The organism is Bifidobacterium sp. KRGSERBCFTRI (genome assembly GCF_025908335.1).
In genome coordinates this window covers 1,291,043-1,317,490 of record NZ_CP109653.1, presented here as the reverse complement: position 1 = coordinate 1,317,490, position 26,448 = coordinate 1,291,043, and the positions used below count along the sequence as shown (strand labels likewise).

General features: G+C 61.4%; 26 protein-coding genes, 2 tRNA genes, 1 pseudogene and 1 riboswitch. Of the genes and pseudogenes, 2 read left to right on the top strand and 27 right to left on the bottom strand.

Annotated features, from left to right (window positions below):
* Positions 1-51: 51 nt before the first annotated feature.
* The 21 genes from OGI63_RS05575 to OGI63_RS05475 form a co-directional block, all read right to left on the bottom strand.
* Positions 52-810, bottom strand: coding sequence for a carboxymuconolactone decarboxylase family protein (locus OGI63_RS05575; RefSeq protein WP_035010956.1), 759 nt, complete (start codon positions 808-810; stop codon positions 52-54).
* Positions 811-906: 96 nt separating this feature from the next.
* Positions 907-1,380, bottom strand: coding sequence for a MerR family transcriptional regulator (locus OGI63_RS05570; protein WP_080505087.1), 474 nt, complete (start codon positions 1,378-1,380; stop codon positions 907-909).
* Positions 1,381-1,591: 211 nt separating this feature from the next.
* The gene (gene bsh, locus OGI63_RS05565) at positions 1,592-2,542 is read right to left on the bottom strand and encodes a choloylglycine hydrolase (protein WP_011743221.1); all 951 of its coding nucleotides are present in this window, start codon (positions 2,540-2,542) and stop codon (positions 1,592-1,594) included.
* 165 nt (positions 2,543-2,707) lie between these two features.
* Positions 2,708-2,783 (bottom strand) — tRNA-Asn (locus OGI63_RS05560).
* Between the two features lie 88 nt (positions 2,784-2,871).
* Entirely contained in the window at positions 2,872-3,915 is a 1,044-nt protein-coding gene (gene tsaD / locus OGI63_RS05555) for a tRNA (adenosine(37)-N6)-threonylcarbamoyltransferase complex transferase subunit TsaD (protein WP_011743222.1), read from the bottom strand.
* Positions 3,912-4,454 carry a ribosomal protein S18-alanine N-acetyltransferase gene (gene rimI, locus OGI63_RS05550; protein WP_011743223.1) on the bottom strand — a complete coding sequence of 181 codons (543 nt, stop codon included), beginning with the start codon at positions 4,452-4,454 and terminating at the stop codon, positions 3,912-3,914. Before rimI ends, tsaD begins: the two co-directional genes overlap by 4 nt.
* Positions 4,455-4,464: 10 nt before the next feature.
* Positions 4,465-5,235 (bottom strand): tRNA (adenosine(37)-N6)-threonylcarbamoyltransferase complex dimerization subunit type 1 TsaB, encoded by a 771-nt coding sequence (gene tsaB / locus OGI63_RS05545; protein WP_011743224.1) that lies wholly within the window; start codon positions 5,233-5,235, stop codon positions 4,465-4,467.
* Positions 5,236-5,339: 104 nt separating this feature from the next.
* Positions 5,340-5,912 carry a tRNA (adenosine(37)-N6)-threonylcarbamoyltransferase complex ATPase subunit type 1 TsaE gene (gene tsaE, locus OGI63_RS05540; RefSeq protein WP_011743225.1) on the bottom strand — a complete coding sequence of 191 codons (573 nt, stop codon included), beginning with the start codon at positions 5,910-5,912 and terminating at the stop codon, positions 5,340-5,342.
* A complete protein-coding gene (gene holA / locus OGI63_RS05535) occupies positions 5,909-6,889 on the bottom strand; it encodes a DNA polymerase III subunit delta (RefSeq protein ID WP_172458554.1) in 981 nt (326 codons plus the stop codon). The genes tsaE and holA overlap by 4 nt, the downstream gene beginning before the upstream one ends.
* 42 nt (positions 6,890-6,931) lie before the next feature.
* Entirely contained in the window at positions 6,932-8,365 is a 1,434-nt protein-coding gene (locus OGI63_RS05530; RefSeq protein ID WP_264309062.1) for a ComEC/Rec2 family competence protein, read from the bottom strand.
* Between the two features lie 275 nt (positions 8,366-8,640).
* Positions 8,641-9,402 (bottom strand): ComEA family DNA-binding protein, encoded by a 762-nt coding sequence (locus OGI63_RS05525; RefSeq protein WP_011743228.1) that lies wholly within the window; start codon positions 9,400-9,402, stop codon positions 8,641-8,643.
* Positions 9,403-9,547: 145 nt separating this feature from the next.
* On the bottom strand, positions 9,548-12,520 hold the full coding sequence (leuS, locus tag OGI63_RS05520; RefSeq protein ID WP_011743229.1) for a leucine--tRNA ligase: 2,973 nt from the start codon (positions 12,518-12,520) through the stop codon (positions 9,548-9,550).
* A 72-nt stretch (positions 12,521-12,592) separates the two neighbouring features.
* Positions 12,593-13,477 (bottom strand): transporter substrate-binding domain-containing protein, encoded by an 885-nt coding sequence (locus OGI63_RS05515; protein ID WP_011743230.1) that lies wholly within the window; start codon positions 13,475-13,477, stop codon positions 12,593-12,595.
* Between the two features lie 5 nt (positions 13,478-13,482).
* Complete coding sequence (locus tag OGI63_RS05510) at positions 13,483-14,433, bottom strand: magnesium transporter CorA family protein (protein WP_003807032.1); 951 nt, start codon at positions 14,431-14,433, stop codon at positions 13,483-13,485.
* A gap of 213 nt (positions 14,434-14,646) precedes the next feature.
* Positions 14,647-15,483: a histidine phosphatase family protein gene (locus tag OGI63_RS05505; RefSeq protein WP_041777312.1), complete on the bottom strand. Its 837-nt coding sequence runs from the start codon at positions 15,481-15,483 to the stop codon at positions 14,647-14,649.
* 106 nt (positions 15,484-15,589) lie between these two features.
* A tRNA-Ala gene (locus OGI63_RS05500) sits at positions 15,590-15,662 on the bottom strand.
* 109 nt (positions 15,663-15,771) lie between these two features.
* Positions 15,772-16,848, bottom strand: coding sequence for a hypothetical protein (locus OGI63_RS05495; RefSeq protein ID WP_011743232.1), 1,077 nt, complete (start codon positions 16,846-16,848; stop codon positions 15,772-15,774).
* Between the two features lie 107 nt (positions 16,849-16,955).
* On the bottom strand, positions 16,956-17,687 hold the full coding sequence (locus tag OGI63_RS05490; RefSeq protein ID WP_003807037.1) for a histidine phosphatase family protein: 732 nt from the start codon (positions 17,685-17,687) through the stop codon (positions 16,956-16,958).
* Positions 17,688-17,824: 137 nt separating this feature from the next.
* Positions 17,825-18,232: a ribosome silencing factor gene (rsfS, locus tag OGI63_RS05485; RefSeq protein WP_011743234.1), complete on the bottom strand. Its 408-nt coding sequence runs from the start codon at positions 18,230-18,232 to the stop codon at positions 17,825-17,827.
* Between the two features lie 2 nt (positions 18,233-18,234).
* Complete coding sequence (gene glmU / locus OGI63_RS05480; RefSeq protein WP_011743235.1) at positions 18,235-19,617, bottom strand: bifunctional UDP-N-acetylglucosamine diphosphorylase/glucosamine-1-phosphate N-acetyltransferase GlmU; 1,383 nt, start codon at positions 19,615-19,617, stop codon at positions 18,235-18,237.
* 134 nt (positions 19,618-19,751) lie between these two features.
* Positions 19,752-20,291: a DNA-deoxyinosine glycosylase gene (locus OGI63_RS05475; protein WP_011743236.1), complete on the bottom strand. Its 540-nt coding sequence runs from the start codon at positions 20,289-20,291 to the stop codon at positions 19,752-19,754.
* Positions 20,292-20,421: 130 nt separating this feature from the next.
* Here OGI63_RS05475 and OGI63_RS05470 point away from each other — a divergent pair, with 130 nt between their 5' ends.
* Positions 20,422-21,429 carry an aldo/keto reductase gene (locus OGI63_RS05470; protein ID WP_011743237.1) on the top strand — a complete coding sequence of 336 codons (1,008 nt, stop codon included), beginning with the start codon at positions 20,422-20,424 and terminating at the stop codon, positions 21,427-21,429.
* A 133-nt stretch (positions 21,430-21,562) separates the two neighbouring features.
* Here OGI63_RS05470 and OGI63_RS05465 read toward each other — a convergent pair whose 3' ends face one another.
* The 4 genes from OGI63_RS05465 to OGI63_RS05450 form a co-directional block, all read right to left on the bottom strand.
* A complete protein-coding gene (locus OGI63_RS05465) occupies positions 21,563-22,264 on the bottom strand; it encodes a TenA family protein (RefSeq protein WP_021913372.1) in 702 nt (233 codons plus the stop codon).
* A 79-nt stretch (positions 22,265-22,343) separates the two neighbouring features.
* Positions 22,344-22,958, bottom strand: a complete 615-nt coding sequence (locus OGI63_RS05460) for an ECF transporter S component (protein ID WP_041777313.1) — start codon at positions 22,956-22,958, stop codon at positions 22,344-22,346.
* A 31-nt stretch (positions 22,959-22,989) separates the two neighbouring features.
* A riboswitch (TPP riboswitch) is annotated at positions 22,990-23,093 on the bottom strand.
* Between the two features lie 152 nt (positions 23,094-23,245).
* Positions 23,246-23,806 carry a cysteine hydrolase gene (locus tag OGI63_RS05455; RefSeq protein WP_041777314.1) on the bottom strand — a complete coding sequence of 187 codons (561 nt, stop codon included), beginning with the start codon at positions 23,804-23,806 and terminating at the stop codon, positions 23,246-23,248.
* 33 nt (positions 23,807-23,839) lie between these two features.
* Positions 23,840-24,055 (bottom strand): hypothetical protein, encoded by a 216-nt coding sequence (locus tag OGI63_RS05450; RefSeq protein ID WP_050731452.1) that lies wholly within the window; start codon positions 24,053-24,055, stop codon positions 23,840-23,842.
* A gap of 15 nt (positions 24,056-24,070) precedes the next feature.
* Here OGI63_RS05450 and OGI63_RS05445 point away from each other — a divergent pair, with 15 nt between their 5' ends.
* The gene (locus tag OGI63_RS05445) at positions 24,071-25,000 is read left to right on the top strand and encodes a hypothetical protein (protein WP_143245377.1); all 930 of its coding nucleotides are present in this window, start codon (positions 24,071-24,073) and stop codon (positions 24,998-25,000) included.
* 241 nt (positions 25,001-25,241) lie between these two features.
* Here the strand turns inward: OGI63_RS05445 and OGI63_RS05440 are convergent, their stop codons facing one another.
* Together OGI63_RS05440 and OGI63_RS05435 are read right to left on the bottom strand one after the other, a co-directional pair.
* Positions 25,242-25,712, bottom strand: a complete 471-nt coding sequence (locus OGI63_RS05440; RefSeq protein WP_143245772.1) for a hypothetical protein — start codon at positions 25,710-25,712, stop codon at positions 25,242-25,244.
* Positions 25,713-25,828: 116 nt separating this feature from the next.
* Positions 25,829-26,448 (bottom strand): annotated as a pseudogene (locus OGI63_RS05435) (hypothetical protein); the annotation flags it as partial.

Here is a 26,448-nt window from a genome sequence, read left to right as displayed (position 1 = left end):
TTGTTCGGCGGATAGCCCTTTGTTTGTTTGCCGGCGTTTTTAACGGGCAGGTCAGCCCTTCACAGCCTCATCGATGCAACGAATCGCGTTCAACGTACGCGGATAGCCGATATACGGCATGCACTGCGAGACCACCGCGATTAGAAACGCCTTCTCATTGCCAACGACCATATTCGCCTTGGCATGCGCCGTAAGCTGCGGTTCGCAACCACCCTGCGCGGCCAGGAAACACAACGTGACCATTTCGCGCTCGCGGGTGTCGAGTCCGCCGCGAGTGTAGTAGTCGCCGAAGCAGTTGTCGGCCAGCCACTTGTTGATGTGCCGGGTCTCCTCCGGTCCGGATTGCGCGAATCCGCGCATGTTCTCGCCGAAGATCTCGACCTGCTTGTCCTCTCCGGCCTGCGCGCGGGTCTCCGACGTGGTCGTGCCCTGCGGCTCCAGCGGCAGATGCACGTTCGCGGCTCCAAGGAAAACGTTGAGCTTCTTCAGGAACGGCAGGGTTCTCCCGAATCCGCAGTATGCGGTGGCTTGGTAGATCATCTCCTTGATGGCCACGGACGTCAGTCCTGTCTCGTAGGCGACCGGCAGCATCATTTCGAACGCGTCGAGACCCTGGCAGCCGACCAGAGCCGCGAGGATCGCCAGGGAGCGGGTCTGGTCGTCCAGATCGGGATGGTTCGCGCCCGGCTCGTTCACCACTTCCCCGTAAGCGAAGTCGGAAAACAGCTTGACATATTCCGGATCGGTCTGCGACAGCGTCCTGTCGTTGTTCCAGAACGCGTTCATCTTCCTATGCAGTTCCTCGAACATGGCTTCCTTTCCATTCGATGTCTTCGCGCCGCATGCCGCGTTCATTCTATCGTCGGAAATGTTGCGTGCGGATAGCGGCCATCGTCGTCTGAATGTTCAGCGTGCGATCGCGCCCTTGCCGGGCTGTTTCTTGACGTTTTCGATGACGTCTTTGTTTTCCTCGAGAATTCGGTTGGCCTCATCCTCGTGTCCTTCGGCGATGGCGCGCCAATAGAGCGATTTGAGCGACACGTACGCCTGCTGGATGCGCAGGGCCTCGGCGTTCGCGGCCAGACGCAGCGATTGCGCGTCGAGCAGTTCGATCTGCCGTCGGGCGCCTTCCGGACCGTCGAAACGGTTCTTCAGGTATTCGCGCATCGATTCAAGCGGCATGCCCGTCGCCGCCAGGCATGCGATGGTGGTCAGCGATTCGATGTCCTTGTCCGAATAGACTCGGTGGCCTGAACTCGGATCGCGGGCGATCGGATCGATGATGCCGATCTGCTCGTAATAACGCAACGTCGATTCGGGCAGTCCGGAAATCATGGACGCCTCACGGATCGAGTGCCAGGTGGTCGTCGTATTGCTCATACCCCGCACTCTAAAAACTTAAAGTGCTCGAAGTCCATATTCCGGCGTGTCGTATTGGTCCGACGTCAAACGGCATTGAGCGGGCAATGGAAGAGCCGGTATCCGAAAAGTGGATCTGTCGCACGACTCCATTTTTATGTCCGTTTCGGCAATCGTGCGGCTTTTTCGTCCGTCTGTATGGGAACCGACGGACGAAAAAGCCCACGCATGCTCAGGCGGCGGTGATCAGCTCCGAGGAATCCATGTCGAAATCGGCCATCGCGTAGGAGCGGATGGCGGGATCATCATACGTGTTCATGTAGTACGTGTTGGTCTTGGACGAATATCCGCTGGTGAACAGCGTGCGTTCGAACTGGCCGTTGCTCATCTTCGCCATGCCGTCAACCATCTGCACGGAACCAAGGGTGTGGAACAGGCGAGACACGTTGGCCGCCTCGCCTTCCTGCTGCGGATAATGCGTGTTGGCATAAGCCACACGCACGAAACGCGACGGGGAGCTCACATCGCCCGGAATGCCATGCATGCTCACACCCGCGCCCCAAGCGGACAGGGACGCCTTGCCCCACGTGGCCGGCTCGGCCATCTCGTTGCCGACGCACATGTAGTTGCGCAGATTCTCCATATGGAAGCCAAACGTCGGCTGGTTGGTCAGCACGTCTACGTCGTCATGGTGCACATGCATGCCGTCCGCCATCTGTTCGACGACGATGCTGCGCTCGCTGTCGCCGATGATCCAATGCAGCAGCGACTCCTGCTGGCCGGGCACGATCTGGGAGACGAGGGTCACGTTCTTCAACGCCTCCTCGACTTCGTCGACGGAATCGAAATTGCGTGCCACCCACAGCGGGAATTCGAAGGTCGCGACGTTGTCGGTGCCTTCGACCGGCTCATGCACGAACTCCGCGTAGCCGGGGAAATTCAATCCCGCGATGGCCAGACCATGCTCGTTGGCGCAGTCGAAATACATCGGACGGTCGGCCATGACCACGCCCACGCCGATCACCGCGTTCGGCGTGGCTTTGCCGCTCGCGCCGAACACGTTGTCGTAGTGGTAGCCGCGTGGAGTGGCCAGGATGCTTTCGCCGTATGAGAAGCTCCAGTCGAGGTTGCGGCCGAAATACATGTTTCCCTCTTCGTCGGAGAAACGAACGCCAGTGCACATGATGGACTTCCTTCCTTTGTTTGATTGACCCGATGCGTTCATCATACGCATGGACGGCTGGACGAACCACGGCTTCCGCCGACGGATAAACATGAAGGGTGGCCAAAAATGCCAAGAGTCGTTGAAAATGAAAAAATCCCCTTGTTTCCAAGGGGATTTTTTGAATGGCTCCTGCGACTGGGCTTGAACCAGTGACCGTCCGATTAACAGTCGGATGCTCTGCCAACTGAGCTACGCAGGAATGCGCTGTGCACAAGACATGAATCATACGCGGTAAAACGCAAAATGCAAATCCCGCGCGTGTCTCCCCTGCTGCGGCGGGACTACCGTCACATGCTGATCTTCGTCAACGGCATGGCGGAATCGATTGCGAAATCCGGTTCGGACGGTTTCACGCCGCTCTCCACCAGGTTCACGCCCAGCATGGCCACCATAGCGCCATTATCGGTGCACAGTTTGATTTGCGGGATACGCACTTCGACGCCATGCTTGGCTCCGACCTCCAACAGTTTGGCGCGCAGTTGGGAGTTCGCGGAGAAGCCGCCGCCAACGATCAGGGTCTTCGAACCGTACTGCTCGCAACCGCGCATCGCCTTCCTGGCGAGCACCGTCGCGACGGAATCGGCCAGCGACGCGCACACGTCGTCGATGGGAATCTCATTGCCTTCCGCCTGCTGCTGTTCGATCCAACGCGCCACGGCCGTCTTCACGCCGGAGAAACTGAAATCGTACGGATGCTGCTGCCCCGCCTTGCCTTGTGTAAGGCCCTGAGGCACTTTGATGGCATGTGGGTTGCCCAGCTGCGCGTGACGGTCGATGTGCGGGCCGCCGGGATACGGGAAACCAAGCAGACGCGCCACCTTGTCGAAGCATTCGCCGGCAGCGTCGTCGAGCGTGGTGCCGACCACGTCGATATGCCGCGCCACGTCTTCGACATGCAGCAGCGAAGTGTGCCCGCCCGACACAATCAACGCAAGCGTGTCCTTGGGGAACGGTCCGAACTGCAGCTGCGTCACCGCGATATGTCCGATGACGTGGTTGATGCCGTAGATCGGCTTGTTCGCGGCCCATGCCAACGATTTCGCGCCGGACACGCCGACCGCGAGACAGCCGGCGAGGCCGGGTCCCGCGGATACGGCGATCGCGTCGACGTCGGACAGCGTCATGTTCGCGTCGGCCAGAGCTTTGGAGACGCATGGCACGAACGCTTCGGCGTGCGCGCGAGAGGCGATTTCGGGAATCACGCCGCCGTAGCGGGCGTGCTCGTCCATGGAGGACGCGACCACGTTGGAAATGAGGGTGCGTCCCTGTACCACGGCCGCCGCCGTTTCGTCACAGGTCGATTCGATGCCGAGTACGATTGGTTCGCTCATTGCTGCTCCGTTGTGTGTGTTGCTGAAGTGTGCTCTGTATCCGCTGTTGCGCTGAAGCCGACGACGCGCGGCTCCAAGTCGAGGCTCATGGTGTACGCGTCGATGCCTTCTGGCTGGTAGTAGCGTTTGCGCAATCCCATCCGCGTGAAGCCGAACCTTTCGTACAACGCCAATGCCGGCACGTTGTCGACGCGGACTTCCAGAAGCATGCGTTTGGCGCCCTGCCGACGCGCCGAGACGATCAGTGTTTCGAGAAGCGCCGCCGCTATCCCCTGCCGTTGGTATGGTCTGCCGACGCCGATCGTCATGATTTCCGCGTCGTCGCCGTCGTACCAGTAGCCTGCGTAGCCTCGGACGACGGGATCCGCCGTCTGTACGGCATCGCCTTCAATGTCGAGCAGATACGTGCGTGCCGGAGCGTGGAATTCCTGCCGTACGGACTGTTCGCTCCACGCGCCGCGGCCGAACAGGTCCTTTTCCAATGCGGCGATCTGTCCGACGGCGGTGTCTTCCGGAATCTGGGAATGGTCGACAATCATGGGCGTGCCGTCACTCCGTTCGTTCGGCGCCGGCATGGTTGAGCACATGCTTGAGCGGGTTGGGCACTGACACGTCCGGACGACGCAGATATAACGGTTCGACGGGGGTCGGTTCTGCCAACGCCTGTTCGCTGGTGGTGAAGGCCGCGAATCGCGCCAATCCTTCCGCGCCTTCGTCGAGCAGAGCATGGTCGTCGACTTCGCCGAGGGAGGCAATCGCATTCCACGACTGCGCGTATTTGACCGCACCATGGCCGATGACGTCGACGACGTACGGCTTGCCCGTGTCGGCGAGCTTCGTAAGAACGTCATTGACGCGCATCGTGATGGAATCCGGATAGTCGATGTCCATGTCGATCAACGTTATGGGCGATTGTCCGACGCCGTCCGCAACGGTGCCGCCGTCATACAGCGCGAAATACAGTTGCCGGCGACGCGCGTCGTTGACGGCAAGCGTCAGATGGCGGCGATCGTCCGTAGCTTGAGTATGTGCCAGGCATTGCGGCGCGAGCACGTCCTGTCCGACCAGTTGCGCGCCTGTGGCGAAGGCCAATGCCTTGGCCGCGACGATGCCGGCGCGCAGGCCGGTGAATGGCGCCGGTCCGACGCCGACGACGATGCGGGTGATGTCCGACGCCTGCAGTCCAGCCTGTTCGACGGCTTGCGCGATGTTCACCTGCAGTTTCTCGACATGGGTGCGCGAATCCGTTTCGACGATGGGTTCATGTCCGACCACGCCTACGGTCGAACCATATGAGGTGTCAATCACCAGTGTCTGCATATGCTTGAAAACTCCTTGTGCCAAACTGCCAACCACTGTACAACCGGCGCTGGAAGCCACGGCATGCGGTGCGGTCGGCCACGTCGGATGCGTCTTAGACAGGGTCAGCGTTTTCCCGCGGTGAAATCGAACGAATCCCAGGCAGCGCCCACCGGCACCAACGTCACCGTGCGTGCGCCCGCGCTGGTCAGCTCGCCGTCCGCGGTCACGGCGGGCGCGTCAAGCGGACGGTCGATGTGGATTTCAAGCCGTTCCGGAGCCAATGCGGCGGCCATCTGCTCGCCCCATTCCATCAGGATGACGGTATGCTCGCCCGGATCCTCCAATTCCTCGTCCAAGCCGAGCGATTCCAATTCGTCCAATAGCCGTCCGACCGTGTCCTGTCCGGGCGCGTAGGCGTTGCCGCCGAGCCTGTAGGCGTCGACGTGCACCAGATGCGCCGGCGAACCGTCCGCGAACCGTCCCTCAAGCTCGCGTGCGATGGTGAAGGTCGGCGAGACGATGGGCTCTCCGATGCCAAGTCCCGCGCCGAACCCTTGCGCGAACGTGGTCTTGCCGGCGCCAAGCGGACCGGACAGCAACAGCACGTCGCCTCCACGGGCAAGCTTCGCCAAACGCTCCCCCAACGCCTGCATGTCCTCGCCGGTGGCGGCTGTGATGGTAATGGTGTTGCTCATGCGGCACGTCCTTTGCGGCTGATCAGTTCGATGGACCGTTCCAAAGCATAGACCGGGTCCGAGCCATTGGTTTTGCTTTGCTCGTCGGCCCATGCGAGCATCTGGATGCATGCGCTCATGCCGCTTGACGTCCATCCGGATAGTTGCCGGGTCGCGTTCTTCAACACCCAGGGGTTCGTTTTCGCCTCGGCCGTGGAAATGGTGCCCGCACGCACCGCCGACGCCTTCGCCATCGTCCGCAGCTTCATGGCCAGCGCGCCGATAAGCGCGATCGGAGCGGTGCCCTGTTCCACGGACGATCGCATGGCGATGATCGCGTCCGCCGTACGTCCCGACAACGCGAGGTCGGCGACACGGAAGCCATCCACCTGCGGATTGGAGGTGAGATATTGGTTGACGCGGTCGAGCGTCATGGGATTGTCGTCGAAATCGAAGCATAACTGGCCGACCATGGCCGCAAGCTCGCCGGTCCTATCCCCCAACACGGCCACGAGTTGCTGCGCGGCCATCGGCTCGACGCGGCGTTTGCGCCGTTCGAAGCATTGCATGACGAAGTTGAGTTTGGCCTCGGGCTTCTTCAGGTCGGCGACAGCGTCCTTGTACGCTCCGGCCTTGGTGAGCTGCTCCACCAGACGTTTGCCCTTCACACCGCCCTCATGCTGGCAGATGACGATGCACGCGTCCGCCGGCTCCTTGCACGCCTGTCTGCAGTAAGAGACCATGGCGTCGCCCAGTTTTTCGTCCGCGTTCTGCAGGTTGGTGACGATGACGATGGCGCGATCCGCAAGCAATGATGGGCTTACCGCTTCGTCGAAGGTGTAATGGTCGGCGTTTGCCGCGTCGAGTTCGATGGTTTCCGCGTCGGGATACCGGCGTTGCGCCTCGTGTTTGAGGTCGCGCACCGTCTGGTCGTTCAGGTACGAGTCGCCTCCGTACACGAGGTGGAAGGGCGTGGTGGCTGCGGATGGTTTCGGCATACCATTCAATCTCGCTGTATCGGTGGACAAAACCGGCATGGCCTATTCCTCCCATTGCAGTTCGCGCAATGCCTTCCGAGTACGTTCCATCCACATGCGCAGCCGTTCCACAGGGTTGGCTATCAGACGTTTTCCGGGCAGATCGGGTTCCTGGACCATCATTTGTCCAAACAGCCGGTGCGTCATGATCGCGGCGGCCGCGCAGGCGGCTTCCACCACGCAGACGAGGACCGCTCCCCCGACGCCTCCGGCCCACGGTATCGTGGCCTGGTTGCCGGAACCCAGTTCAAGGGCGGTCAGTTCCATGACCGCGGTGCCCCAGGAGGCCGCACGGGCCAGTTGCAGGCCGAGCCACGGAATCAGCCATGAGACGGCAAGACTGGCCAGGCCGGCCAATGTGGCGAAACCCACGAACGGCGCCACCATCAGATTCGCCGGTATGGAGAACACCGGCAGTTCCGGTTCGATGAGCACCTGGATCGGCAGGGTGAACACTTGCGCCGCTATGGTCATGGACAGAGCCTCGGCCACGAACCGTGGCAGGACCGGTTCCATCCATGCGTTGAGGGTGTCGGCGAACAGCACGATGCCGAGCACCGCGGCGCAGGACAGGGCGAATCCGAAGCTTTGCGACATGTGCGGGCATGCCATCAGCATAGCCAATGTGGTCCAGCTCAACGACGCCATCGCCTGGCCTCGTCTGCCGATGAACAGGCATGCCGCGCCGGACAATCCCATCAAAAGCGCGCGGGATACCGAATCCGACGGAAACACGCATGCCGACAGCATGATGTACGACATGGCGACCAGCAGTGCGGTGAATCGTCGCGGCAGAAGGAAGAACGAGCAGACGGAACGCACCAATGCGGCGGTCACGGCCAGATGGCCGCCGCTGACCGCCATGAGATGCACGATTCCGGACCTTTGGAACGCGTCCTCCACCTGTGCGGCGTATGTGGAATCGATGTCGGTGCCATCGCCTTCGGCCGGCACATAGTCCTGTCCGAGAACACCCAATGTCAGTCCGGGGACGAGCACTTTCCCTTGGTCGGAAAGACGTGCGGTTTGGACGAAGAACGCCTCCTGCATCATGCCGATGGCGCGCATCGGCAGGTTTGGCGGCCTGACGTGTTCGACTGTCGTGACGTCGGTCAGCCACAACGGCATGGCACCGTATCGCGCTTTGGAGATGCGGCCCGCGATCTTGTAGGTGCCGTCCTGTTTGAGTTTGCCGCATTCAGGCCGGTCCGCGTATATACGCGCTCGTGCCGAACTGGTTTGCCGTACGCCGTCGATGGTGACCGATGTGATGCGCGCGTCGGCACGGCAGTCGTTCGACCGTCTGTCGGAGATGACGGTCGGCGAGGTGGCGCGCGCCGTGACGACGACGGAAGCGTCGCCTTCCGCGGCCGCCCGAGAAGCCGGGTCGCGCCATTGCAGCAAATCATAGGTCAACGCGCTTGCCGCGCAAACCATCGCAGCGATCGCGCAGACCGTGACGCTCGCATGCCAGAGCGTTATCCGTCGTCGAACGGACGCCGGCAATCGTGGGAAGGGCAGTCCCGCCAGGACCGCCAGCGGTATCATGCAGGTGAGAACGGCCGGCAAAGCGCCGAGCATGCCGTCATGCGACATGCAATATGCGAAGCCGGCGTGCGCGGCCAGACTGGCCGCCCAACCGCATATTGCGGCCGGCAGCAGTCTCCAGTCTCGGCTCCCGCGCTCCCTGGTCAGCCAATCGCGTGTGCCCGTCATCTCACGCACACTTGGTCACGGAACTTCGCCAGAGTCTTCGAACCGATGCCCTTGACTTCCAGAAGCTGGTCGACGTTGTCGAACCGTCCTATCTGCGTTCGATAGTCGAGGATGCGCTGCGCGGTGACCGGTCCGACGCCTTTGAGGGTCTGCAATTCGCCTAGGTCTGCGGTGTTGAGGTCAAGCTGGTTCGATTGCTGCGCTCCGTCTTGCCCGTCATGGCTGTCCGGTGTGGACGCGTCCTGCGTCGGCCCGTTTTCTTGCGGTGCCGGCGTTTGTTCCGTTTGCGGGGCCTGTTGCGGCTGCTGTTGGGCCTGTGAGCGTATCTGCGACCGTGAATGCTGCAGTTCGCTGTAGTGGATCGTCTGTTGGACGAGCATGGTCAGGCTCGCGCACAGCGCGCACGACAAAGTGAGGATCGCCATGAGCGCGTGGAACGGGCGGAACGCCAATCGTGGCCTGTCGCGTTTCGGCCGCTCCCCCTCGTCGGGTTTGTCCGTCGGCCGGACGCCGGCGAGCTCCGCCAATGTCGGTTTCGCGTCATGCGTCTTCCGCTGCGGCATCGGTCGTGCGGGTTCGTGTGATGCGGACGGTTCGTCCGATTGCGCCTCCATGGCCGTAAGGCTGTTGGGTCGGGACGGTTTTTCGGGCATGCCCAATCCCCGCAGCCGCTTCGTGGCGGCCGGCATGCCAGTGCCGCCGTCCGCCGTGTGGATGGCACAGATGGGGTGAGTGCCGCAAAATGCAAATATGCCCATGCATCCAACATTGGAGGATGCATGGGCATACTGTCCAGCCGAAACGGCTCCTGTGGTCGGAGAACGCGGGTTATCCACATTCCTGGCGTGTCGCCATGGTGCGGAAGAACCCGCGTCCTCTTATGCGGGCCGTCTCGTCAGAAGATCATTCCGCGGGAACGATGGAGACGATCTTCGGAGCCTTGACGATGACCTTGCGTGGCTCCTTGCCGCCCAGTCGGTCGGCGACGGCTTCGAGCGCCATCTTCTCCAGCTCCTTCGGATCGATGTCCGGGGAGACCTCGAGCTTGGCGCGCACCTTGCCCTTGATCTGCACGACCGCGGTGACGGAATCCTGTCCGACGTAACGTTCGTCGGCCTTCGGCCAGTCGGCGTGCGCCAGGGATTCGGTGTGGCCGAGCTTGCTCCACAGTTCCTCGCAGATGTGCGGGGCGATCGGAGAGAGCATCAGGATCAGCGGTTCGACGGCGGCGCGCGGCACGGCGTCGAGGCTGGTCAGATGGTTGTTGAGCACGATGAGCTTGGCGATGGCCGTGTTCGGACGCATGGCCTCCATCTCGACGGTCACGTCGGCGATCGTGTTGTTAAGCAGCTTCAGCGTCTTCGTGTCAAGCTCGCCGTCGGTGACGCGCACCTCGCCGGTGGTCTCGTCGATGACGTTACGCCACAGGCGCTGCAGGAAACGCATGGAGCCGACCACGTTGCGGGTGTTCCATGGACGGGATTCGGCCAGCGGGCCCATGCCCATCTCGTACAGGCGGAAGGTGTCCGCGCCGTAGTTCTCATACATGTCGTCAGGCGTGATGATGTTCTTCAGGCTCTTGCCCATCTTGCCGAACTCGCGGTTGGCATGCTGGCCGTTCCATGTGAACGTCGGCTCGCCGTTGGCGTCGGCGGGACCTTCCACCACTTCGGCGGCCGGCACGTACTGGCCGCGGTCGTCGGTGTAGGCGTATGCCTGGATCATGCCCTGGTTGAACAGCTTGTGGAACGGTTCCATGGAGTCGACGTAGCCGAGGTCGAACAGCACCTTGTGCCAGAAGCGGGAGTACAGCAGGTGCAGCACGGCGTGTTCGACGCCGCCGATGTACAAGTCCACGCCGCCGGACTTGCCGGCGGTCTTGTTGTGGTCCGGACCCATCCAGTAGTCGAACTCGTCCTTCTCCACCATGTGCTTGGTGTCGGTCGGGTCGAGGTAACGCATGTAGTACCAGCAGGAGCCGGCCCAGTTCGGCATGGTGTTGGTGTCGCGGTAGTAGGTCTTCTTGCCGTCGCCCAGGTCGAGCTCGACCTTGACCCAGTCCTCGTTGCGGCTCAGCGGAGCCTCCGGGTCGGATTCGGCGTCCTCCGGGTCGAAGGTCTTCGGACTGTAGTCCGGCACGTCCGGCAGGTTGATCGGCAGCTGCTCGTCGGGAAGCAGGTGCGGAGTGCCGTCCTCGCCGTAGACGATCGGGAACGGCTCGCCCCAGTAGCGCTGGCGGCTGAACAGCCAGTCGCGTAGACGGTAGCTGACGGTGCCCTTGCCGACGCCGGCGGATTCGAGCCAGGCGTTGACCTTGTCGATGGCCTCGTCCACGCGCAGGCCGTCGAGGCTTAGGGAATCGCCCTTGGCCTTGGTCGCGTCGATGGAGGAGTTGATGACGATGCCGTCATGGGAGACGAACGGCGCCTTGCCCTCATAGTTGGCGAGGTCGTCGCCGGATTCCGGCAGCGGCTTGACGGTGTAGATGACCGGCAGGCCGAACTTGACGGCGAAATCGTAATCGCGCTGATCGCCGCCCGGCACTGCCATGATCGCGCCGGTGCCGTAGTCCATGAGCACATAGTCGGCGGTGAACAGCGGCAGCTTAGCGCCGGTGATCGGGTTGATGGCGTACAGGCCGGTGAACAGGCCGGTCTTCTCGCCCGCCTCGTCCACGCGGTCCTTGGCGGTCTTGGCTTCGGCGGCCAGACGGTACGCCTTCACGGCCTCGACCGGGGTGGCGTAGCCGCCCTTCCAATCCTCGGGGGTTTCCGCCGGCCATTCGGCAGGCACGTCCTCAAGCAGGTGGTGTTCCGGGGAGACGACTGCGAAGGTGGTGCCGAAGAGGGTGTCGGGACGGGTGGTGTAGATCTCCATGTCCTTGACGCCGTTCGGGGTCTCGACGTCGAAATGCACGGAAGCGCCGTGGGATTCGCCGATCCAGTTGCGCTGCATGAGCTTGACCTTCTCAGGCCAGTCGATGGTGTCGAGGTCTTCGATCAGACGGTGGCCGTATGCGGTGATGCGCATGGACCACTGACGCAGTTCGCGCTGGAACACCGGGAAGTTGCCGCGTTCGGACTTGCCTTCGGCGGTGACCTCCTCGTTGGCGAGCACGGTGCCCAGGCCTGGGCACCAGTTGACCGGGGACTTGGAAATGTAGGCCAGACGGAAGTCGTTGAGCACGTCGGCCTGCTCGGCTTCGCTCAGGTCGGCCCAGGCCTTGCCTTCGAAGCCCGGGATGGCGCGCTTGCCGGATTCGAACTGTTCGACGAGCGTGCTGATCGGGCGGGCGCAGCCCCTGGAGCCGGACGGGTTGGTGGCGTCCTCGTCGTACCAGGCGTCGTAGATGCGGGAGAAGATCCACTGGGTCCAACGCACGTAGCCGGGGTCGATGGTGGCGAAGGAACGACGGTTGTCGAAGCTCAGGCCCATGCGGTGCAGCTGGCGGCGCATGTTGGCGATGTTCTGTTCGGTGGTGATGCGCGGATGCTGGCCGGTCTGCACGGCATACTGCTCGGCCGGCAGGCCGAAGGCGTCGTAGCCCATGGCGTGCAGCACGTTCTCACCCTTCATGCGGTGGTAGCGGCTGACCACGTCGGTGGCGAGGTAGCCCAGCGGGTGGCCGACGTGCAGGCCCTTGCCGGACGGGTACGGGAACATGTCCATCGCGAAGTAGGACGGGCGGCCTTCTGCGTTATGGCCCTTGCCGTCCTTCAGGTCGCCGTTGACGTTGGCGGCCCAGAAGGTGCCTTCGTCATCCCAGATCTTCTGCCATTTCTCTTCGATGCCCTGCGCCAGCTTCGCGTTGTAGCGGAACGACGGTTCGGCGGATTCGTTCGGTTGCGCCTGCGCGCTTTTCTCAGTGTCACTCATAGTGCATGAAATTAGCCGCGCAACTGGACACTTCGCAAGGAATCAACCACTATTCAGGCACGTGCGCCGCCGTTATTTTTCCGATGCCGCGGACGCGCCGGAGGACGGGGCCTTGGCCGTTGCCTTCGGCGGATTCATGGACGCGTCGGGCGTGTATCCGATCGACTTGCCCATGTCGGCCGCGGCCTTCTGCCACGAGCCGTCCTTGACCATGGCGCGCAATGCGGCGTCGATTTGCCCGACCAGCTCGTCCTGTCCTGATTTGACGGCGATGCCGTAGGACCAGGTGGTGTCGGGAACGTCGACGATCTTCAGATGGTCGCCTGTGTTGTTCGACGCCAGTCCGGCCGAGATCGCGTCGTCGGCGGCGACGGCGTCGGCCTCGCCGATCATCAGCGCCGTCATGCATTGCGGATACGTGTCGCGTTCCGCCACCGTCGTGCGGGTGTTTTTCGTGCGGTTGCGGATGTTGTCGTCCGCCGCGCTTCCAGCGACCGCGCATACGGTTTTATCGGACAGGCTGTCGGTCCCGGTGATTTCGGATGCGCTGTCGGAGCGGACGAGCAGCGCCTCCCGGACCGTCAGATATGGTCCGGCGACGTCGGCCTCACCATCGTGGGTCCCGTCCATGGAGAAGGAATCCACGACCATGTCCACCGTGCCGTCGGTGAGCGCGGAGGCTCGCATGGCCGGGGACAGCTGTTTGAACACGATCTGCTTTTCCGCGTATCCGAGGGTTTTCGCCACGTATTTGGCCACGTCGATGTCGAAACCGGAGTATTCGCCTCCATGCAGGTATCCAAGCCCCGGCTGGTCGGCGGCCACTCCTATCGCGATTGTCGGCCCCTGCGCCGCGCCTTCGGTCACCACGGAAACCGATGTGCCGCACGCGCCGGCGCCGGCCGCAAGTAATGCCGCGCATGCCGCCGCGGCCACGTATCGCGCTTTTCCCATCATGGACGTCACTTGAACATGCGCGACCGGGTGAGGAACCAGGTGACGATCGCCGAAAGGACCAGTGAGATGCCGATGATCACCGCGAAGCCCCATGGCTTGTCCGTGAGGGGCATGCCGAGCATGCCTTCCTGGAAGTTCATGCCGTACATGGAGAAGATCAGGGTCGGAATCGACAGGGTGATGGAGATGATGGTGAAGATGCGCATCACGTTGTTCAGGTTGTTCGACACGATCGATGCGAACGCGTCGGTCATGTTGGCGAGAACGCCGCTGTAGATGTTGGCCATCTCGATTGCCTGCTTGTTTTCCGTGATGACGTCGTCGAGCAGGTCCTCATCCTCCGGATACTGCTTGAGCCTCGGCAGCGTGGTCAGCTTCTCCATGACGATTTCGTTCGATTTGAGGGATGTGGTGAAGTAGACCAATGTCTTGCTCAGTTCCAGCAGCATGAGGATCTCTCGGTTCTGCATGGAGTGGCGCAGCTTCAGTTCGAGCTTGTCGCTTTCGCGGTCGATGATGCGCAGGTAACGCAGGTACATGGTGGCGTTGCGGTACAGGATCTGCAGGATGAACCGGGTCTTCATGTATGTGTTGAAGCCGCGGATGGTGCCTTCCATGAACGGGTGCAGCACGGGCGTGTCCTGCATGCAGACGGTGATGATGGCGGACTGGGTGATGATGATCGACAACGGGATGGTCTCGTACCAGTCGCGGCCGCCGCGTTCCTCCACGGTAGGAATGTCCACGATGATCATCGTGTAGTCGTCCTCGACGTCGACGCGCGAGCGTTCCTCGTCATCCAGAGGGGCGCGCAGGTCGGCCAGGTCGATGCCGGTTTCCATGGACACGTTGGCGAGCTCCACGTCGGTGGGCGCCGAGAGACATAACCAGGAGCCGTTCTCCGGTTTTTGGATTTGCTCCACCTGGCCGTTAATCGTTCTGAACATTCTCAACATGTCTCTCACCCGCCTTTCGCGCTTTCCAACGTTCTATCGCTGTACGGAAGCCCGATCCGCATGCGGAACGATCGCCGGATTCCCGGCTCGCCGCATGGTCGGGCAAACAACCTCATTAAGGATAGTCCCACCGTGAGAATTTGCCGTACGGACGGCGGTGATTCCATCAAGAGTTCACTTTGGATGATGTTTTCGGCGCCGTGTATTGGATGCTTATTGGATGATCGGCTTCCACAGCGGCATGCCGGGCGCGCGCAACGATTCGGGACCGTTCTCCCAGTCGGCGAATGATGCGATGGCGGGGCCTTGGTTGAATTCCTCAAGCTTCCAAGTGGGACGGTCCGCGTTCCTGGGGTCGGTGTGCGGGGTCATGCGCGTCCAGAAGGCGTTGCGCATCGCGCCGACGTTGTTGAGATCGTCGGGGTCCATGTCGAGCAGCACCGCCACGGTGGCCACGATCCATGAGCCGTGGCCGACGAGAAGCAATGTGGTAGGCATTGTCTCGTCATGGTGTTTGGCGACGATGTCGCGCACGGCTTCCGCGCCGCGTCGGCCCGTATGGATGCGGCTTTCCACGCCATGCTTGGTTTCGCCTCCCGTGTGGGCGCGCCAGGAATGGTAGTCGTCGGCGTAATGCTCGCAGATCTCCTCGCGGGTCATGCCCTCCCATTCGCCGAAGCTGCGTTCGCGCAGACGCGGGTCGAGTTCCACGTCCAGCCCCATGAGGTCGGCGAAGGCGTGCGCGGTCTGCTGCGCGCGGAACAGATCCGATGAGACGACGAGCATGCGGCGGGCCGTGGCGGGCGCGTTGTTGATTTCGCTGATGTCTGCGAGATGCGCGCCTTCATACGTGGGTTGCGCGAGCTGGTCGTTATGTTCGGCGAGATGCGCGACTTTCGCCCAATAGTAGGTTTTGGCGAGTTCGTACGCGCTTTGGTCCGCCTGCCACCGTCCGACGATGTCGAGGGGAATGTCGATTTGTCCTTGCAGCCGTCTGGCGAGATTGTATGCGGTGCGTCCGTGGCGCAGGAACAGTACTTCGTCGATCATGGTTCTCGCTTTCTTGGTTTTCGCATCCGATCAGCGGATTGCCCGGAAGCCGACGGGAAACGGTAAAGAAAAAGGCTTCCGAATCTCTCCGGAAGCCTTCCAATCGTGGAGCTAAGGGGATTCGAACCCCTGACCCTCTCCATGCCATGGAGATGCGCTACCAGCTGCGCCATAGCCCCAATATCTGCTCTGCAAACCTTGTATAAGATACAACACAGAGCAGAATCATGCAATTCGCGGCGTGTCGGGCACGTGGTCGAGGAAAGCCCCGGACACATGCCTCATAGGCTATTTCGAAGTGTCCGTCCCATTGCCTGACGTGCCGGATGACGTGCCATTGGGATTCGAACCGTTCGGCGTCGGATTCTGGTTCGTGGATGCCGAACCATTCGGCGTGGTGGTCGTCCCCGTACCCGACTGTCCCGAATTGTTGGTGCCTGACGTCGATCCGTCGGATGGCGTAGTGGAGTCCGTGGACGAATCCGTCTTGTTCGAATCGTCTCCGGTGTCGGTGGACGAGTCCGAGCCGTCGGTGGACGTTCCGGTGCCGCCGGTTGTGGAATCCGTCTTCTTCCCGGTGTCCTTGCCGTTGTTCCTGTCGGAGTTCGTGGTGGAATCCTTATCGGTGTCCGTCGTGCCGGACTGGTTCTGCATATTGTCCTGCGTGCCGTTGTTTCCGCTGCCGTAGGTGGAATCGCCGGCATTGTCATCCGACGGCGTCTGCTTGCTGTTGACCATGTCACGCACCACGGTATCGGTTCCATGTCCGCCCGTGAACGCGAGGATCAGTCCGGCGCTCACGGCCACGCCGATAAGCGCGCTGACGATCGCGATGACGATCGGCGCACGCTTGCCATGCAGCCAAGCGTCAAACGACGCCCGGCGTCCAGCATGCTGGATACTTCCGCCGGCATTGTCCGGAAGCATGTTCGATTCGCGTCCTCCGGCCTGCGTGGAGGAAATGACACGGCCTGACGTTGCGGGCATCGCCGCGGTCGTATCCCCGTCCACGGACGTCATGACCGTGGTCTCATCGGATTCCTCCGCGGACAGCGTCTTGGTCTGCTCGCCCTCGGATTCGGCGGGAGCGATCACCGTGGTGGCGTCATCGCCGCTCTTGCCGGCACCGTCCGTACCGTCCTTGTCGTTGGTCACGAACGGTACGGCGTTTTGCAGCTTCTCCCCCGACGCCTTGAGCACGTTCTTGTACACCTGCGTCGCAACGGCCGAGACGATGGAACCGGCGGCGACGCCAATCACCGATCCCGCGATGCCGATTTTTGCGGACAGCAGGAACGAGGTCACCGCGGCAAGCGCGCCCGCGAAAATCGATGAAAACGATATGCCCTTGAAAAAATTCTTCACAGAGCATGACGGTAGCCGATTACGCTTTGAAAAAACTTGCGATTCTGTGAAAAGCTTGGAAAAAACTTGGGAACGGGACGCGCGTCATCCCCCGTTTTCGTCGGCGGCTATAGCTGCGGATGCTCCCACTGCTCGGTGTCGGCGATCGCCGGACCATGGTTGTAGTCGACCAGACGCCACCGCAGCGCGCCCTGTAGTTCCAACGGCGCCAGCCGCACCCAATGCGCGTTGCGCATCGACAGAATGTCGGCGAAATCGCCATGCACTTCGCTCAATCCCAGCAGCGTCTGCAACGTCTGCGAGATCCAGGCACCATGCGAGAACACGTACAGGTCGGTATCGGAGCCGGCCTTCGACGCCCAATCGTTCAACGCCTCGACGCCACGCCTGCCGACGTTCTGCTTCGGTTCTGCGCCATACTTGAGCTCGCCGCCGCGGAACTGGGCCCATGACAGATAATCCTCGGGGAACCGTTTGGCGAGCTCTTCGACGGCGATGCCTTCCCAATCGCCGAAGCTGCGTTCTCGCACACGGACGTCGGGATGCACGTCGAGTCCGAGCGGGTCGGCGAACGCGTGGGCGGTGGCGGCCGCGCGTTTGAGATCGGAGCAGACGACCAGCTGGCATGCCGCTTCGGGATGACGGTCCACGTACAGTTCACGCAATGCGGACGCGGTCTGGCGAACCTGCCACATACCCACTTCGTCGAGCGGAATGTCGATCTGTCCCTGCAGCCTGTGCTGCGCGTTGTATGCGGTGCGTCCGTGGCGCACCAGTGTGATGGAACGCACGTGTGGCGTCATGGTCTCATCATGGTCGAGTTCGACGTTTCTGGGCATGCCTCTCCCCTATCTGCCGGTTGTCTTTCCGATTTATTGCCTGTCTGCCGTCGTATTCGGATTGCTGGGACGGCGCATACCAAAACGTGCCTTCCGCAGGATTTTCGGGAAGGCACGTTTCGATGATGGATGAAAAATCACGCTTCGCTGGAAGCCGTCGGCTCCTGCTCGCCCTCGGCGTGTTCGAGCTGCAGATCGATGCTCGGGCAGTCCTTCCACAACCGTTCGAGACGGTAGTATTCGCGGGATTCCTGGTGCATGACGTGGATGACGAAATCACCGTAGTCGAGCAGCACCCACTGGCCTTCGGTCAGGCCTTCGCGGGAGCGCGGCTGGCGTTTGCCGGCCTTGAGGTACAGGTCCTTCTCGATTTCCTCGGCGACGGCGAGCACCTGGCGTTCGTTCGAGGCGCTGGCGATGAGCATCGCGTCGGTGATGGCCAATGGTTCGGTAACGTCGAACGCCACGATGTCGGTGGCCTTCATGCGGTCGGCCGCGGCTGCGGCGATGCGGATGGCGTCGATGGAATCTTGCAATGCAGGCATGTTCAGCGCTCCCATTCGGGCTTCCAGCCCTCTACTACGTGTTGCGTGTTTTCGGAATAGACCATGGAGTCGGACGGGACGTCGTGGCGGACCACGGAGCCGGCTCCGGTGGTGACGCCGTCGCCGACGGTGACGGGGGCGACGAACAGGTTGCCCGCGCCGACGTGCACGTTCGATCCGATGGTGGTGTGGTGCTTGTGCACGCCGTCATAGTTGGCGGTGATGGTGCCGCCGCCGATGTTGGTGTGCTCGCCCAGGTCGGCGTCGCCGACATAGCTCAGGTGCGGCACCTTCGTGCCGTTGCCGATGTGCGCCTTCTTCATTTCCACGAACGCGCCGGCCTTGCTTCCCTCGCCGAGCTCGTTGCCCGGACGCAGATACGTCCACGGGCCGATGTTGGCCGCGCGGCCGATGTGCGTCTCCTGCACGCGGGAGCGTTCCACATGCGCTTCGGCGTCGATGGTGGCGCCGATCAGCGTGGTGTACGGGCCGACTTCGGCGGCTTCGCCGATCACCGTATGGCCTTGGAGGAAGCAGCCGGGCAGGATCACCGCGTCGCGTGCGATCTGCACGTCGTCCTCGATCCACGTGGTGTCCGGGTCGAGGATGGTGACGCCTTCGCGCATCCAATGCTCGCACACGCGCTTGTTGTGCGCCTTGGCGAGCGCGGCGAGCTGCACGCGGTCGTTGACGCCTTCCACGCTTAGCGGGTCGGGGGCGGCGAAAGCGCCGACGGCTCCATTGGCTTTGGCGGCTTCGAGCGCGTCGGTCAGGTAGAATTCGCCCTGCGCGTTGTTGGATTTGAGGTTGGCGATGGCTTCGGCGAGCAGTTTGGCGTCGAACACGTATACGGAGGTGTTCACTTCGCGTACGGCGAGTTCGCTGCTGTTGGCGTCCTTTTGTTCGACGATGCGCAGCACGTTGCCTTCGCTGTCGCGGATGATGCGGCCGTAGCCGGTCGGATCGTCGAGGATGGTGGTGAGCACGGTCGCGCCGTTGCCGCTTTTCTCGTGGAAGGCGAGCAGCTGGTCGAGCGTGTCGGTGTCGAGCAGCGGCATGTCGGATGCGGCGATCAGCACGGCGCCGTCCAGATCGTCCTTCTGCGTGAGCTGCGCCATCGCGCATTGCACGGCGCGGCCGGTTCCGGGGATGTCGTCCTGTTCGACGATGGTGACGTGCTCGTTGTAGGAGCGTGCGGCTTCGGCGACGCGTTCGGCCTGGTAGTGGACCACCACGGCGAGCGTATCGGGGTCAAGGGCCGCCACGGAGTCCATGACACGGTTCAGGAACGTTTTGCCGGCCAAGGTGTGCAGCACCTTCGGTTTGTTGGAACGCATGCGGGTGCCTTCGCCCGCGGCAAGGATGATTGCGGCGCTCAGTGCCATCTTTCGCCTTCCGTTTTGCTGGTTTTCGCGGGAAACGTCCATTCCAGACGGATTAGTGGAGGACGCTTCGGATTTCAACGCAACCGTGATTGTATAAATAGGGTTCGGACAATGCCGCAGCCGTCGGAAACGCCTTACGACGCCTGCGAAACGGAGCGTGCGACGCATCCGTACGCTTCGACGAGTCCGGGCAGGTCGGCTTTGGCGTTCGCCGGACTGGTGGATGGCAGCTGCGTCATCGGCATGCCGTCCAATCCATGCGCCCGAAGCAGCGGAACGCAGAGCTTACGGTACAGTTGCGCGGCTTTCGCGCCAGTGGTGAAGACATGGGCGATTTTCGATCGCATGATTATCGGGGAAAGATCATTGGGCACCGCATTACGGATACTGGCATCGCTCGCTCCATCGATGTCGCACGACTCAATCACATCCCATAACGCCATATGGTGACGCAAAGCGAAATCCCTACGCAACCCCACAATCTGGTCCGGGTCCCGGCACTCGCGCAGACAACCGTCATCATGGAAAACAGCCGCCATGACCGGCCAGAAACGATTGCGCGGATGACCATAATAAAACCGCATCTCACGCGACTTCGGACTTGGCACGGAACCCAACACCAACACGCGCGATCCGGCATCCCAAACCGGACCGAATCCATGTTCCACACGCATGGGCCACTCTCCTACCACCGCATCGAATACCGCGATGCGCCTTATTGTATTGCGCAATGTTGCGGCACGACAAACGGACGTGTATGTTGATTGCGGATACGACATGAGCAGCATATTCAAAGGAGAAAACATGCTCGAACCGACCACCGTCTATACGCCATCGCCAAACCGATACGACAGCATGACCTACAACCATGCCGGCGAAAGCGGCCTCAAACTGCCGGCCATATCCCTCGGCTTCTGGCACAACTTCGGCGACACCACCCCATACGACACCATGCGCCGCATCGTGTTCACCGCATTCGACAACGGCATCACCCACTTCGACCTGGCCAACAACTACGGCCCCGAACCCGGATCGGCCGAAAAAAACTGCGGACGACTCCTGCACGAATACTTCCACCACCACCGCGACGAACTCATCATCAGCACCAAAGCCGGCTACGAAATGTGGACCGGCCCCTACGGCGACCTCGGCAGCCGCAAATACCTGCTCGCCTCACTCGACCAAAGCCTCAAACGCCTCAACCTCGACTACGTGGACATCTTCTACCACCACCACATGGATCCATCCACACCACTCGAAGAGACCATGGGCGCGCTCGCCACGGCCGTGAACAGCGGCAAGGCGCTGTATGTGGGCCTGTCCAATTATGATGGCCCCACACTCGAGAAGGCCACCGCCATTTTGGATGAGATGCATGTGCCGTTCATCATCAACCAGAACCGTTACAACATCTTCGACCGCACCGTGGAACGCAATGGGCTCAAGGAGACCGCGCACCGTCTTGGCAAGGGACTCATCACTTTCTCCCCGCTCGCCCAGGGACTGTTGACCAACCGGTATCTGAACGGCGTTCCGGCGGACAGCAGAATCGCACATGACGGACGATTCCTGCAGCAGAGCGCGTTGACGCCGGAACGGCTTCAGCAGATTCGCGACCTGAACGATCTGGCCGCCGAGCGTGGACAGACGCTCGCCGAAATGTCGCTGGCTTGGCTGCTGCACGACGGCATGGTGGCTTCGGTGCTGGTCGGAGCGTCCCGTCCACAGCAGCTGATCGACAACATCGGTGCGCTTAGAAACACTTCGTTCAGCGACGAGGAGCTCCGGCGTATCGACAAGATTTCACTGTAGCCGGGCCGCCCCCGCGCGGCAGCCGCGCACGAGGAAGCCGGGCTCCGGACGGAACCGCAACAAATGAGCCGGGCGCGTACGACATCGATCGTACGCGCCCGGCTCATGGCTTATGCGGTCGTGGATCGCAGGCTCACTCCTGCGGGTAGGAGTCGTCGAAGAAGCGGCGCTCCAGATGCACGATGGTGCGGAACACTTCGGCTTCCGGACCATCGATGGAGCAGTATTCGTTGACCAGGGAGATGAGGTCGCCGACCCACTTGCGGAAGTGCGCGCCTTCATGCAGGTCGACCCAGCCCTTGTGCGCCGGCACCTGCTGGATGACGTCGGCGTCGACGGTGCGCTTGGCCCATGCGAGGTACAGCCATTCCATGCAGCAGATCGCGGTGATCAGTTCCGGCCAGCTCTTGTCGGACAGGCTGTCGAGGTATGCGCCGTACTCCTTGTTGGCCGGGGTCGGTTCGGTCGCGTCGTATTCCTCCTGGCTGACGTGATAGGCCTCGAGGAAGTGCTCGAAGTAGGTGGCCTCGTTGTCGGCGAACCACTGCGATTGCGCCGCGAGCATGTCCTTGGTCTCCTGACGTGGGGCGAGTTTGATGAGACGCGCCATCATGCCGTTGTTATAGAACTTGAAATCCTGGATCAGGTACGCCTTGAGGATGGATTCCGGCAAGGTGTCGTCAAGCAGCTCGCTGACGAAACGCGAGTTGATGGCGTCGTACCAGTCCTCGGTGTTGAGCATGTACATGAGGTCGGCGACGGAGCCGGCTTCCGCGCCCAGCCAGGCGTAGTCTCCACTGGCGGGTTTCGTTGCTTCTGGAACGTGGTTGGTCATGATTTTCTCTTTTCTTGGATACGCCGGCGGACGGCCGGCATGTTTTCTGTGTTTGTTGTTGGATTGTGAGTTGCGTGGTTCAGGCCACGACGTCGGCCTTGCCTGATTCGAAGCGGTCGAGCACACCGGTTTTGGCGAGCGCCTTCTGTACGAACCACATGAGCGCTCCGCCGAATACGGCTCCGGAGATGACGCAGCAGACGGTGAACACAACGCCTTGCAGTGTCGACCAGCCGGCGGTGACGACCCACTCGTACAGGCCATTGGATAGGCCGGTCAACGCGCCGGCCAGGGTCACGGTGAGCAGGTTCCACTTGCGGTATGCGAAGACCGCGAAGCCGATTTCGGCGCCGAGTCCTTGGGCCATGCCGATCAGCAGTGCGTGCGTCACGCCGAATGGATTGCCCAGCAGCGTTTCGATGACCGCGGCGATGGTTTCGCCGAAGAAGGCCGCGCCGGGCTTGCGGATGATGATGGCCACGAGCGGGCCGGCGAACAGCCACATGAAATGGAAGAGTCCGCCCAGTCCCGGGGTGAGGCTGTCGAACAGGGCGGTCGGGACGGCGTAGATGAAGTCCCAGGCCCAGAAGATCACGCCGGATGCGACGGCAACAATCGCGGCCACGACGATGTCGACCACACGCCATTTGACGTTGGGTTTGCGAACTGCGGAAGACTGGTTTTCTTCAGTCATAAAGGTATGTGCCTTTCTCTTATGCAAAGGCACGGGAAGTAGAGAGACGTCCGTGCGCCGGCATTATCCGGTATACGTTCATACGGTTGAAGCGGTCGCTTCCTCTCAGCCATAATGGCCCCCGTGTCCGCAAGCGATATTACATGGTTCGGCGCGTTTCCAGGCTGGTATTCCACATGTCGGCCAAAAGTCTCGTGAAATGGAAAAATGGGTTCCGTGTTTTCCCGAAAGTCCTGGGCCTTCGGAAAAACACGGAACCCATCGATATGCGGGAAAGCCGCTGTCGGCTATGCCAGGATCGACGCCGTGTCGGTTACCGTGATCAGCGGTTCGAACAAGCGCATCGTGTTGAGCGCCAGTTCCTGGTTCTCCGGGGTGCTGCCGGCGCAGGCGTCGGCCGGAACGCGCACGGCCACGCCGTTATCGGCCGCGGCGAGCACGGTGGTGAGCACGCAGCAGTCGGTGGCCACGCCGCAGACCGTGATTTTCTTGGCTCCGCCGATCGCGTCGATCAGCTGTTGTCCCCATTTGCCGAATGTGGTGCGGTCCACCACCTGATGGCCTTCGGCGAGGGCGGCGGTCTCGTCGGTCAGGTCGTACATCGGGTCGTCCGGCGGTACCAGGAACTGCGGCCAGTCCTTGAAGTAGTCGACCCAGGCGTCCTTTGGCGGAATCGGCGCGACGTAGCGCGTGTAGACCACGCGGTCGCCGAACGCCTTGGCCAGTTTTGCGAACGCTTCGTTGGTGTCGTAGTAGGTTCCGTCGGCGCAGGCCCAAGCGGACCATTCGCTTTCGGCGAATACTTTCTGACGGTCGATGACGACCAGCCACTCATCTTCAGCGATCATCGTATGTTCCTTCCTGTGCGATCGCGCCGTTCGTCACTTGGCTTCGATGGCATCCGCCGTTTCGGATGCCGGCAGGTCGGCCTCCTGCTTGGCGATGTCTCCACGCTGGAACGCCAACGCGCCGAACAGGCCGACAAGCAGCGCCACGATCACGCCGAGGTTGGCGGATGCCCAGCTGCCGTCCTTGCCGCCGATCAGGAAGAGGAGGTAGCCCTGCCAGGTCAGCCAGTTCGCGGCGGTGTTGACCACGAGGCCCCATACGGCGTGGATACCCCCCAAGAGATGAAAAGCGCGCCATGGCTCGAAGGCACCCTGTTCATCGATATGACCACCAAACGAATCGTCTGGGCCGAAGAAAGCGAAGGCTGCTACCTTCCCCGGCTCATCAACGCCCTGATCGAACTGACATGGCCAGGATGGACCGCAATCTGGTCCCCCGAAGACACACGCGGCACATTACGCGCCACCGGAGCCGACACAGACATCATCTACACCGATCATTCGTTCAAAGACCTCGGCGACTTCGACGCCGCATCGGATATGGCCCCATGGACCATATCCAACGAAACCGACGCATTCTCCTGCACAACAGAAAACAACAAAACAATCACTTGGGGAAACTACATCGACCTCGAAAACATAGCCCTACTCGGCCCCAACAAAATGCATACGCTCGTCAACAAAGTCATCCAAGGCTGCAACGAAGGCAAACCCTGGCAATGGAACCTCCAAACACACAACAAACAACCCGAAAAAGGCATCCACATCGACTACATAAACAAAACAATAAAATGGTGGTCCATCTACGAAGACGACTGGGCCATCAACCCATTCAACGCACTATGGCCCGGATGGACGCTACATTCAAAAGGCGACAACTACGAATGGCACGAAAACATCACCGGATATAAGATGCGCGACTGGAAACAAAACGTCGCACAATGCAAAAACTCACTCACACAAACCATCAAACAAGGCATAAGAACCAACCCCATCGAACGACTGACAGGAGCGCTCGCAAAACAGGGAGTTGACATGCGGATTCGTCCCGCCACGTTCCAATTCGTCCCTTCAAGAATGGAGCAACCGCCGGAACGCATCTTCGCGTATCTGGACCGCTTGGAGTCGGACGAGCCTCTGTCACCGGCGCGTTTCATCAACAGAGATGGCGAAATCATCCCGGCGTGCCAGTAGACGCGCCTCTATGCACGGCCAAATCTAATAAATCCATCACGGTTTTCTTATTTGAACAGGTCAAACAGGCTGAAAGTGGTCTTCCGGTAGACGGTGTTGTACAGCTTGCGCTTGGGATGCAGCCAGCCCATGCCCTTTTTGCCGTATCCTGGAATCAGCGCCTTTTTGACAGCACGCGTCGCGCGACCTTTCGTACGTGCCGACAGGCTCTTTTTTCAACTTGGCTTCCTCATACCGTATTTCATTTCGACCCCATTTCCTTCCTATGCTGTTTCGATTCCGCTATCGACGCGAGCTGTCGCATGTAAAGGCTTTCCGGCGTCTGGTCGTACGCGACCGGCAGAGGATCGACGGACAGCATCGATTCCACCGCGTCACACAGCCGTCGGAAATCCTTCTCCTGCTTTTTCGTGTAGATCGCGCAGTACGGCGACTTGCGGGACTCGGACGCGCTGCCCAGCATCGGCGTATCTCCGTCCAACGTGCGCACGGACAGGCAGAACAGGCCGTTCGCGAAGACCGTCGCCTTGCCGGGTGCCACGTCCACGATGCTGCCGACCGGTATCTCGGTCCGCGCGAACCCGTACATGGACGCGACGATTCCGCCGCGTTCGATGGTGACCACACCATCACACAGCGTGACCGTGTACCCATAGCCCCTCGCGCATATTGGCTCAAATCCGACGCCGGCTCTTACCATTTCCTCCGTCATACCCCCATTATCGCTCGGGCCGACGGGTGAAGTGGTGCATGGCAAGTCAGGCATGACCGTCACGCGTTCTTCGCGTATCTCCATGTCATGCCCCGTCCGTTTAAGGCTGGGATTGCTCATAGGTCGGATGCCGTCCCGCATGCGGATTCCCCTTCGCTTTCGATGTCCACGCTCCCCTGCTTGCTTTCATTGGGGCTTGGATCGAGTAGTGGCTGCCGGCTTTTCCTTCCCGCGTCCTTCAGGACCTTCACCAGCTCCTTGTTGGCGCGTTTCATGTATTTAAGGCTGCGATTGAGTATCTTGAGCATCTTTTTGGGACTGGCCTTCCCGTCGCCGTCCCCGTCCGCCCCACCGTCGCGTATGCCGCGTCTGACCGCTTCGGTTCTTGCCTCGAGTTCGATTATCCGCCTGTTGAGCGCGACGTTGATCCCATACGCGGACGCGAGGTCGCCATACCGTTTGACGAGCACGTCCTTGCAGAACGCGGTCAGTTTCGCGCATTCCTCCAACACGTAGTCGCCATTCGTGGCCATCGCCATCGACGCCGCCGCGGACATTCCCGCGCCGCCGGCCGCGCCCAACACGGCCCCGCCGCCGACGATGAGCATCGTCCCGCCGGCCATTCCCGCGCCACCGGCTATGAGGGAACCACCGCCAAGGAACGCGAGGCTCGCGCTGGTGAGCGCCGCCCCGTACAATCCGGCGGCCTCGAAGCCGAAGGCGGCGGCGAACACCG